Below are 11,745 nucleotides of genomic sequence, written 5' to 3'. Positions count from 1 at the left end.
CTACTCGGCAACAAGTTCTCAAACAACAGAAAACAAAACGGTTAGCAGAACAATCAAATATGTAGATAGTGATGGGAAAGAAATTGCACCAAGCACTACACAAACCGTAAACTTCATACGAACAGTATCCATAAATGATGTCACTGGGGAGAAAACTTACGGAAGTTGGGAAACAGAAAAAGCAGTGTGGGAAACAGTGAATACTCCTGTTCTTGAGAACTACACAACTACTCAAACAGAAATTGCAGAAAAAACTGTATCACCAGACAGCGCAGATAGTGTAGAAACAGTGATCTACTCGGCAACAAGTTCTCAAACAACAGAAAACAAAACGGTTAGCAGAACAATCAAATATGTAGATAGTGATGGGAAAGAAATTGCACCAAGCACTATACAAACCGTAAACTTCACACGAACAGTATCCATAAATGATGTCACTGGGGAGAAAACTTACGGAAGTTGGGAAACAGAAAAAGCAGTGTGGGAAACAGTGAATACTCCTGTTCTTGAGAACTACACAACTACTCAAACAGAAATTGCAGAAAAAACTGTATCACCAGACAGTGCAGATAGTGTAGAAACAGTGACCTACTCACTTATTAAAGCTGCTATAGCTAAATCACCAATAAATTCCGAATCATCTCTGGAGCTTTCTCAACTACCTAAAACTGGTGACAAGGTTTCTAATCTAAGCATAATAGGCGCTACTTTGCTTGCTAGTTGCTCATTTCTTCTTATTAACCCTAAAAAAGACAAGAAGATTAGGAATTAATTCCGGATTTTTCTCATTAAATCAAAAGTAAAATATGGAGATTAGATGTCAGATAGCGATAAGACTCTTTAAAGCGGTTGACAAAATCGCACTTTAATATTTGGAGAGTAAGCTAACATAAGAATTCTGATAACTGGGAAACTAAGTAGTTCGTAAGCGTCCAATAACAGAGTATATTGAAACTTCCAAAGTCTTTGTTGACTCTGGAAGTTTTGGCTCTTTGTCAACTGTAGTGGGGGACTTATAGCTAAAGACGAGAGGAGACGAATGTCGTCTTCTCTTTTTTGATGTTCAAAGCGATTAAGATACGTTTTTTGAAATTGTCAAAGTTCTTGTAACCAAAAGCATTGCGCTTGATATCTTTGATGAGTTTGTTAGTGGCCTCAAGTTTAGCATTAGAATAAGGCAATTCAATGGCGTTAGTGATAGCTTTGGCAAGGTCAGTATACGTTTTAAGTTGCTCGGCAACCTTTTTCGTCATTTTTTTACTAGCTTTTGCACATAAATCAATCAATTCGTCGATAGTGATCGTAACGGAGATGTTATTTCCATCTTTAGTGAAATGTTTGGCATCAAGATCTTCAAGAATTTCGGTATTAGATGAGCTTTCTGATGAAAGAAGGCCTAAAGAAGGCATATCTTCTCCAGAAATTTCTTCAATGTCTAAGAATTTATCATCTAGCTCTTCGGTTGCTCCACCAGAGATTTGAGCAAACTGAGCAAATGGAACGGCATTCATGTAAGCCTTGTCTCTTGAATAAATCATTTCAAAATCAGAAAAGCTACTGTCGAAGTCTGATAGGTCTACGGTCAAACCAACGAGTTCTTTTTTCAAATCTTGAGAAGCAATTGCTTTGATTGCTTTGCCTTTGAAGGGCTCTAGTTGAGCAAATAATTCACCGCTGGCGTCATCTACCTTGATGGTATAGTCGTAAGAGGCTTTGTCTTGCTTTTGTTGCTCTTTCATCAAACTAAGAAATTCATCCTTAGGTGATTTGGAGCAAGTAACCAGCAATAGTGTTACTGGAACGATGAGTAAGGCTTGTAACTTTTTCATAAAAATCTCCTTAATGTGTTATCGTTGTTCATCACATTCGTATAGGATGACCGCTAACGATACGTGTTAATAAAATAGTCCAGTGGATTATTTTAGGTGGACACTTGAAATTAAAGAAGTGTCTAGTTGCAGACCTCCAATTAACCACTGCGTCGATCTGTTATTACTATCAAAAAGAGAAGGTTGAGATATTTTGTCTCAACCTTCTCTAGAATGATTGTAAAAATAGCAGTGGGTGAGAAATGTTAGATTATGAATGTTCGTTTTTTGTGAAAGCGGTTAAAATGAAGGATGAGGTCACGAGGAGGAATTATTCTTGGCAACTTAAGATGTACAAAATTTGTACGAGATGAGTACTAAATAAAAATTGATAATATAAATAGGAATATGCAGTTTAAAAAGTTGGTTAATTGTTCTCAAAGTTGCATCTAGTTATACTGTATGCGCCCATGCCTCTTTTTGAATACTCTCCAATTTTATTCAAAAGGGATTGATGTGAAATTCTGATAAAGTTGATTTGCGGATAGGCGATTTTGATAGAGTCTTGGTTAAATGCACACAAATCACGTGATTGTTTATTTATGTATAAAGTTTGCAATAAAAATAAAATAATTTGGTAAAAAAAACTCAAAACACTTGCCATAAGGCATTTTCATCTGTTACAATGACTAATGCACAAATATGAGATAAGGGAGGAGGTCTCTGTTGAGTAGATATAAAGGCTTCATCTTTTTAATACTGTCCTTAATATTGGTAACAGCTGGATTGACCTATGTCTTTCATCAAGGGCAAAACAGATATGCACCAACTAGTGATACTAAAACGCTCTCAAAACCGGCCGTTTATGATTTGGAAGGTCAAAAACTTCCGACTTTTACCTTAACAGCCAGCGATGGAACAGAAGTATCTTCAGAACAGTTTAAAGACAAGCCGATGATTTATGTACAGTGGGCCAGTTGGTGCCCAGATTGTCAACGTGTTTTGCCAATGATGCAAAACCTCTACGACAAATATAGTGGTAAGGTGACATTTATTTTTGCTAATGCCACAGGTACTGCGGATGGTCAAGAAACCCGTGAAGCAGTGACGAGCTATATTACTGACAAGCAGTTTACGTTTCCCTATTACTATGATGAACAACTAGCAACGGCCTCTCAATTACAAATTGAGAACGTTCCGACTCTTCTCTTTGTCACTGCTGATGGTGTAGTCAAAGAGGTTAATGTTGAAGCTAGAGGTTTAAGGGAGAGAGATTTGGAAGAAATGTTGAAAAATATTTTATAGTATTTGAATGCTTTTTTAATCTCTACAAGGTTAAAACTGTGAACACTACCCTTTTTGAATGGTTTAGGAAGTTCAAAAGGATTGACAGTGCTACCAAGTGTAGCTAAACACAAAAGGAGTTTATGAATGGATAAAAAGCAAATGAAAAAATTTGCACTGGCATCAGTAGTGACGTTGTTCTCAACAACTATTTTGACTAATGTCGGTATTCAAAATGGTCAATTTTCATATAAAGCAACATTGGTATCGGCAGAAGAACCACCAGCAGATGAAGATGTTCCAGATGTAGCTGAGACAAGTGAAATTGAAAAAGCGAAAACTAAATACCAAGAAGCGCTAGAAATAATCAATGATCCCGAGTATACAGAAGATGATAAAGAACTCGTTATAGGCGTTCTTGATGAAATTAATTTGGAAGTATTGAAAAAAATTAATAAAACAGCTTCTCGTGATATTGTAGCAAAAATTGAAGTACTGTATGCACAACTTAATGGTACTGCACCAATGCCACAACCTAATCCAGTTGAAACAACCGAAGAAATTGTGGTACGTGAAGAAATTCAACCAAAAGAAAGGCGTGTCCCGAATGCTGATATCTTAGAAGGTAATGAGGTACGTAAAGAAGGGACACCAGGTAAGGCTCTTGTCACTTATAAAGTCTATAAAAGAGATGGGGTTGAGTACAAACGAGAAGAAGTGAACCGTACGATTGAAACACAAGCAGTGGACACTGTTATTGAATACGGAACGAAGAAAGCTCCAGTAGTCTTAGTCTCAGAGGTTAAAGTAGAAGAACCGATCCAATACACCATTCGTGAAGTTGAAAATCCAAATCTTGAAAAAGGTCAACGCAAAGTAATTACTCCTGGTAAAAATGGTGTTAAAACAGTCACTTACACCGTTCGTACTGTAGATGGTGTTGAAACAGAACGTACCAAAGTAAGCGAAGCAATTACAACGCTAGCGGTTGAAGAAGTGGTTGAAGTTGGGACTAAGGAAGTTACGGTAATTCCATGGACGCCAATCGTAACTCCAGTAGTTACGGAAGAGACAAAGGCAGAAGAAATTCCATTTACGAAAGAAACCCGCGAAAACGCTGAGTTACCAGAAGGTGAAACTCGTGTGATTCAAGAAGGTAAGAATGGTGTCCGTACGATTGTCTACAAAGTGACTACAGTAGATGGTAAAGAGGTGAATCGTACAGTGAGTTCAGACACAACTGTTCCATCAGTCGCTGAAATCACTGAAATTGGTACCAAAGTTGCCCCAATTTCTGAGGAAACAACCGAAACTAAAACAGAAGCAGTAGCGTATACTAGCCGTACTGTGGAAAACGCTGAGTTGCCAAAAGGTGAAACACGTGTGGTTCAAGCTGGTAAAGATGGCATCCGTACAATTACCTATAAAGTTGTCAAACAAGATGGAGTTGAAGTATCACGTGAGGAAGTGTCGAATGTGATTACTACTCCAGCAGTTGAAGAAATCATCGAAGTTGGAACGAAGGAAGTGACAACAACTCCGTGGACTCCGATTGTGACTCCAACTGTTACAGAAGAAACAAAAACAGAAGAGGTGCCATTTGCGAAGGAGACGCGTGAAAACGCTGAGTTGCCAAAAGGCGAGACCCGCGTGATTCAAGAAGGTAAAAATGGCGTTCGTACTATTGTCTACAAAGTGGTTACTGTAGACGGCAAAGAAGTAGGACGTACAATTGCCTCAGACACAACTGTACCAGGTACTACTGAAATTATTGAAATTGGTACTAAGGAAGTAACGACCATTCCGACAACCCCAATTGTAACTCCTGTTGTTAAAGAAGAAATAAAAACAGAAGTTATTTCCTTTACTCAAGAAACTCGTGAGAACGCTGAGTTGCCAAAAGGCGAGACCCGCGTGATTCAAGAAGGTAAAGATGGTGTTCGTACGATTGTCTACACTGTGACAACAGTAGATGGCAAAGAGGTAGGTCGTACAATTGTCTCAGATACAACTGTACCTGCTGTTGCTGAAATTATTGAAATCGGAACTAAGGAAGTAACGACCATTCCGGCGACCCCAATTGTAACTCCTGTTGTTAAAGAAGAAACAAAAACAGAAGTTATTGCCTTTACTCAAGAAACCCGTGAGAATGCCGACTTAGCCAAAGGTGAGATACGCGTGATTCAAGAAGGTAAAAATGGTATTCGTACCATTGTTTACACTGTGACAACAGTAGATGGTGTTGAAACCAAGCGAGTTGTGAAGTCAGATACGACGACAGAAGCACTGGCTAAGATTGTCGAAGTTGGTACTAAAGTAAACCAATCATCAACCGAGAACCAAACAACATTCCCTAAGGCAGCTCCAGTAAAAGAAAACAAGGCTAACTTGCCGAAAACAGGGGAGAGCCGTTCAGTACTTGCTATCATTGGTGCTATTGTTTTAGCTACAGTAGCAGAATTGATAAGGTTTCGAAAACGAGAAAGGTAAAACCGAAAGAGATAAATAAATATGAAAAAGAAGTTGAAAATGAAAGAAACTAAATGGTTAATTGGTTTTATCGGTACTATAACCATCTTGTTTCCCTTGCTACTCAATTTGGCTTTAGGTTTGTCAGCTTCGGCTACAGGATTAGGTAATGTTGTGAATTCACAGACAATTCATACAAAAGCTACTCAAGATGGCTGTGCAATTAAAATTGAGACGACTGAAAAAGTTGAATGGAAGATGCCACGTCAGCCAGTTGATTTGGTCATATTACAGGATACTTCGGGCTCTTTTGTAGACACAATTGACGAAGTTCAAGCGGCATTAAAAAAGCTAACGACTCCTTTAGCTGACGGAGAAAAATATGATGAAACAAATCCGAAGTTGGTTTTTACAAATGACCCTAAAACTACTGATAGGGTAATGATCAATACTTACCGAGGAATTGATGTTACACGTTATACTTCTCGTTTTATTCCTAGTACCTCGGGTAATTATCAAAGAATTAACCAAGATGTCTATTATCCAGGATACAAAATATACTCAAATGGAGGCTATTATTTTGTTCCGAATGATGATTACAATCCCATCAACTTGAATGGAATCTATGCCCGTGGTACTATTGTGAAAAATGGCGTTGGATTGACTCCTGAGGATGACTATGCTCGAACAGCTTTTAATATCGATCGAACGGATTCCGATTATGCCTATAACTTTACTAAAACACCGTTATTGAGTTCGCAAGCAGAGATCGACAAAGCTATCAATTCCTTCCATACAAATGGAGGGACGCCAACGGTACCAGCAATTGATGACACAATCGCTGAATATAATAAAATAAAAGGCGACATGGCTAACAATAGGAAAACTGTTTTTCTATTAATTACAGACGGAGTTGCCAATGGTTACAGGGGAACAGATGGCAGAGTCTATATAGACCGTAGTTTGGATCGTACGGGGCAGCTAATTAATGATTGGGCTAATAGAGCTGCGGATGGAAGCTACGTTTGGCCGGAGCTTGCTCAGCCGTATTTGACACGCGCCGAGGAGTTGAAAGCTAAGGGGGCTGAATTAAAAGCCAAACTGGGTGATGATGCAACAGTTGTTGTTGGATTTTGGGAAGACCAAGCACAATTTACAGTAGCTACAGGTTATTTTAAGGCTTACTTAAATGATTTTGGAACACCAGATATTGGAACCACTTTGAACACTGGAGATAATCGTTCTGTTAGAAAAGTTTTTGATGAAGCCATTCGCAGTGTAGCTTCTCCAGATCGTGTTCTTCCTACGGGAGAGAAAGCAAGTTTCTATGTTAATGAACAAAATATTGATCGCTTCTCTGAGAAAATTCTAAAAGCAGTAACATCGGCCCTTGTTAAAGAAGATGTACAAGGTGAGTTTACAGTAACAGAGGGTTACAAAGTTGAATCGGTTACAATCAACAAGAAGAAAGTTGTATCAGAAGTTAAGAACCCAGAAACTGAAATTCGTGGAACTGTTAAACAAGATGGAAGAAAAGTGACAATTGCTGTTCCGGAGAGCGTCTTTAATCCAGGTAATAATGATTTTGATTATGAATTGAAACGGGTAGAAGAAGCCGAGAATCTCAGTGAAGCCGATGAGACTGAGCCACCAGCAGACTATACACCGCAGAAAGTTCAACGCGAAGTTGGTCAATTGGTTGGTAAATTTAAAGTCGGTGATTATGAAAGTGCGGAAATTGGTAGCAAAGATCCAGTAAATGTTGAAGTCACAGATTTGAAGTATTGTTATCCACGTGTCACAAAGGATGTTAAGGACGCAAATATTTCAAATGATACGAACGGTGATGATGGCAAAACAGGTAATTTAGCAGAAGATCCGTTGTTGAAAGCGAGTGAACCTAGTATTTCTCGCCCAACTTATGCAGCTACTTTATCTGACCAAGGGGAAGCTTTCACTTATACAGTTCGCTACAACATGTATAATATTCCCCTTGAAATGGATAAGAATGTCATGTTGGTAGATAAATTAGATTATCGTATTGACTATCAAGATGCCTATGTAACAGATGCTGATGGTAACAAGTTAAACAATTTTACAATTGCAAGCCAAGATGTCCAAGATGGTTCAGGGAATAATACAAAGTTAATTTATGCGACTGTGCCTCAGTCAAAAGGTGTTCAAACAACAACCGTTAATGAAGGTGAGTATGGCGGGCATAAATTTAAAGTATATAATCTTGTTATAAAAGCTAAGATAAAAGATGAATATACGTTTGAAAGAAATGAAAATGTATATAAATCAATGATGACCGAAAACGGTGGTTTAGGTTTTTATAACCAGGCTCAAATCGTTTGGAACGGGAATACGGCTGATCCACAAGATAAAACGGCTCAAACTCGCCGTTCAAATGCGGTCTATGTTGTTCCTCCAGTAAAAACTGACATTACGAAAAAAGTGAGTCAAACGATTAAGGATAATGGTGAAGAACATTTAGAATTACCAACGAGATTGGATGAGTACTACTACCAAATCAATTCAACTTGGCCAGGGTTGTTTGACAATTATATCATTGAAGATGTTCTTGTACCAGAGTTGATGTCATTAAATGATTCAGGTGAAGACAAGGTCTTTGTCAATGGTAAAGAATCTACTACATTGACAAAATATTTGAAAAAAGAAACGGTTGAAGTAGCTGGTGAAAAACGTGACCGTGTCTTCTTTGAATTGGATGCAACGAAATTAAGCAAGCTTACTCTTCGTCGTATCAATACTGAAATTGAGAATCTGAACAAGGGGAATAGCAACCCTCCAGTGATTACATTGGGTATTAAAGCTCGTATCCGAGATAATTCAGTTCTTGCTCGCTACGCAGACAATAATGGTAAGATTTTAGTACCAAATACTGCCAAAGTTACTCTTAATGGTACTCCAAAAGAATCTAACAAAGTAACGGTTAGTCCAAATTCTCCTGCCGCAGCGAAACGGATTAATAAAGATAAAGAGAGTCTAGTTACAGGGATTGATCCAGATAGTGGTGAGGGTGAGATTTTTGAATATGATGTCTTTGCTACATTACCAAATGATATTAATCAAGCCCATGAATATGTTATTAAAGATGTTATTGATGAACGACTGGAATTAATTAATTTCGATAAGCTAAATGCACCAGTACGTATGGTGGATGTAGATGCAGAGCACTTTGATGTTGAAGTGAAGACAGAAGACGTCAATGGCAAACAGCAAAACGTTGTTTATTCACGTATGAAATCAACAAGCTTCAAGAGCGTGAAAGCAGGCGATGTGGTTCACATGGTCATTCGTGCTCGCGTTAAAAAAGGTGCGACAGGAACAATTGAAAATACTGTAACCGTCTATTATAACGGAAAACCAACTCCGCCGACTCCACCAGTAACAGTCACTCCACCACCTCCAGTGGAAAAAGAAGTGAAACCTACAGTTATGAGTCGTGAAGCAGGTGAGGCAGATGGTGTACCTCAAGGCACATATACTGCTAAAATTAATAAACCGGGTGAGGATATCGAGATTGCTGTATGGAACGACCCGTATGTCTATACTGTTAAGAGTGTAGTTCCAAAAGGTGCGTATAGATTTACAATTGAAGATACCGTGATTCCTGAAATGGATATCGAAGATACGATTAGTGATACATATCCACGTAAGGTTGAAATTACTACGGATAATGGAATTGTTACTATTCCTGCTGAGCAAGTTAAAGTTGATAAACAGAACTTGAATAAGCAGACGATTAGTGTGACTCTTACTGAAGAGCAAATTAAAGAATATGCTGAGAAACCGATTGTATTAACTTTCACGGCTAAATTTAAAGCAGGAGCAAGTTTGACCGAATATTTGGATCAAGCGAGTGGTTTGCCAAAAGCACCGAATACAGCAACAATTCAAGTAGATAATAAACCAAAGGTTAAGTCAAATACGGTAACTGTGACCCCTCCTATCAATGAGCCTGAAATTAAGAAAAAGGTTCAAGATAAGGAACACCATGACTTAACTGGTCGATATGAGTTGTTTAAATACTCTATTCAAACAACGATGCCGTATAATGCGAAAGACTTTACGGTTTCTGATATCTTGGAACCGGTCCTTCATTTGGCATCGCCGATTGAACAAATCACAGTGAAGGTTGGAGACCATACTTACACTGGTGAAGATCTTAAAGAGATTGTAAAAGTAACTGAGGAAAAAATTGATGGTGCAACACATCCTGTTGTGACAGCAAGCTTTGTTGAAAAACATATCAAGAACAATGAGAGTAAACCAATTCTGATTGAATTCTTGGCACAAGTGAACAATGAAGCTGACTTGACGAAATATCGTTATGTCAAAGAGAATCATTCTGAAAAATATGGTGATGATACGAACCATGCTGAGATTCCAAACGTTGCTTCCTATAAAATTGGTAATCGTATCCGTAAGGAGTCTAATAAGGTAACGGTAACGCCACCGCCTCCAACTCCATCTAAGATTACGAAGAAAATTGAGGATGTTTATTCTAAAACTGATCCTAAACCTCTTGTGGATCATCTTAACGTAGAGAACGAAAAAGACTACAATTACGTAGTGGATACTGTTCTTCCATCAAATATATTTGAATATAAATCTTGGAGAATGGAGGACACGTTGGATCCTCGTTTAGAGTTGTCTAAAAAAGAACAACCATTCATTGTTGCCGTTCACGATGATGGGCAGCCAGCTACAGAAGAGGATCAGAAATATATTGATGATCACTTCAAACTATCAATTGTAGATGTTAGCGTGAATGGTCAGCCAACGAAAAAAATAATTGTCACAGTTCCAGAGAACAAGATGAAGACGCTTCATGATAAGTATCACTTACGTTTGTATATTCCGGCACATATTAAAGCAGGGGTTAAGGATAAACGTATTCCTAATGAAGCTGTTAAAATTGGTGTGAAACCAAATAATGAAGAACACATATTGAGTACTCCTCCAGTAACAGTAACTCCACCAGATGAAACACCGACTCCTAAGAAAACAGTTGATGATCAGGAAAGTTTAAATCTTGCAAGTTTAGGTCAAGAATTTACTTATCGTGTGAAAGTAACTGTTCCTGAAAATATAGTAGGTATGACTAAGTTTGAGATTAGTGATGACCTTGAAGATATCTTGACTGCTAAAGAGATTAAAGTTCTCTCGGCAGGTAAAGAAGACAAAGCTATCAAAGTAACAGGCGTTGCGGATGCAAATAAGGCAAAAGGTCTTGTTACGGCAACCATCGCTAAAGATGATCTTCCTAAGTATGCAGGCAAAGAGATTTCATTAGAAATCAAGGCTCGCATTAAAGAAGATGTTAAAGGTGAAGAACTTGCTAAGTATGTAACAGCAGATAATACAGCTGGTTCTATCCCGAATAAAGCCACTTTGACTGTTGGTGATAAACCAAGTCAGAAGAAAGAAACTGAAGAGGTTCCAGTTACCCCACCAGGTGACACTCCAAATGTTTCTAAGAAGGTTAATGAAACACTTGATAGCGCAGTCGTATTGCCAGAAGCAGACTACACTTACAACATTAAATCCACCTTGCCAAAAGATATTTCTACTTATAAGAAATTCAATATTGTTGATGAGGTTGATGATCGTTTGGCTGTTAAAGGTACGCCAGTTATTAAGGGAGAGGCAGCTAAATTCTTCAAAGTAACAGTGACTGGTCAAACCGTCACAGCTGAAATCACTGATTTTGAAGCAGCGAAAGCTTATGCGGCTAAAGAAGTTGAATTGATTATCACTGCTCAAGTGAAGAAAGATGCGACTGTTAAAGAAGATGAAAATGGTATTCCGAACCAAGCGAAAGTTCAATATCGTAATAAATCTCGTCAAGATGGTGAACCTGATGAGGAAACGCCACCAACACCGCCAGTAACGGTAACGCCACCACCGCTTACGAAGAAAATTAATGATACACTTGATCACTTAGATATCCCATCTAAAGAAGATTACAAGTACAATATTAAGACAACAATCCCTACGGATATCGTTAAGTACAAGAAATTCGTCATCACGGATACGCTTGACAAAGACTTGATGGTTAAAGGAACACCAAGCATCACAGGTGACGCCGCTAAGTTCTTCGATGTGAAAGTAGACGGTCAAACTGTGACTGCGACAATGAAAGACTTCGCGAAAG

5 protein-coding genes are annotated in these 11,745 nt (G+C 38.3%); 4 read left to right on the top strand and 1 reads right to left on the bottom strand.

What is annotated here, in order from left to right:
• The coding region (locus GZ996_RS10890) for a mucin-binding protein (protein ID WP_162012056.1) at positions 1-772 on the top strand (772 nt) is incomplete at its 5' end.
• A 247-nt stretch (positions 773-1,019) separates the two neighbouring features.
• Here GZ996_RS10890 and GZ996_RS12005 read toward each other — a convergent pair.
• The gene (locus tag GZ996_RS12005) at positions 1,020-1,409 is read right to left on the bottom strand and encodes a transposase (protein WP_238386428.1); all 390 of its coding nucleotides are present in this window, start codon (positions 1,407-1,409) and stop codon (positions 1,020-1,022) included.
• A 1,125-nt stretch (positions 1,410-2,534) separates the two neighbouring features.
• Here GZ996_RS12005 and GZ996_RS10880 point away from each other — a divergent pair.
• The 3 genes from GZ996_RS10880 to GZ996_RS10870 form a co-directional block, all read left to right on the top strand.
• Complete coding sequence (locus GZ996_RS10880) at positions 2,535-3,113, top strand: TlpA family protein disulfide reductase (RefSeq protein ID WP_162012055.1); 579 nt, start codon at positions 2,535-2,537, stop codon at positions 3,111-3,113.
• Positions 3,114-3,239: 126 nt separating this feature from the next.
• On the top strand, positions 3,240-5,582 hold the full coding sequence (locus GZ996_RS10875; protein WP_162012054.1) for a G5 domain-containing protein: 2,343 nt from the start codon (positions 3,240-3,242) through the stop codon (positions 5,580-5,582).
• Positions 5,583-5,621: 39 nt separating this feature from the next.
• On the top strand, positions 5,622-11,745 hold a 6,124-nt coding region (locus GZ996_RS10870; RefSeq protein WP_162012053.1), incomplete at its 3' end, for an isopeptide-forming domain-containing fimbrial protein.

Source organism: Streptococcus sp. S784/96/1 (genome assembly GCF_902729355.1).
GTDB classification, from domain to species: domain Bacteria; phylum Bacillota; class Bacilli; order Lactobacillales; family Streptococcaceae; genus Streptococcus; species Streptococcus caledonicus.
This window is presented reverse-complemented; position numbering and strand designations above follow the sequence as displayed.

Bases quoted from the DNA above. Each gene is read 5' to 3' on its own strand.
- GZ996_RS12005 (WP_238386428.1), bottom strand. From the start codon at position 1,409: ATGCCTTCTTTAGGCCTTCTTTCATCAGAAAGCTCATCTAATACCGAA.
- GZ996_RS10875 (WP_162012054.1), top strand. From the start codon at position 3,240: ATGGATAAAAAGCAAATGAAAAAATTTGCACTGGCATCAGTAGTGACG.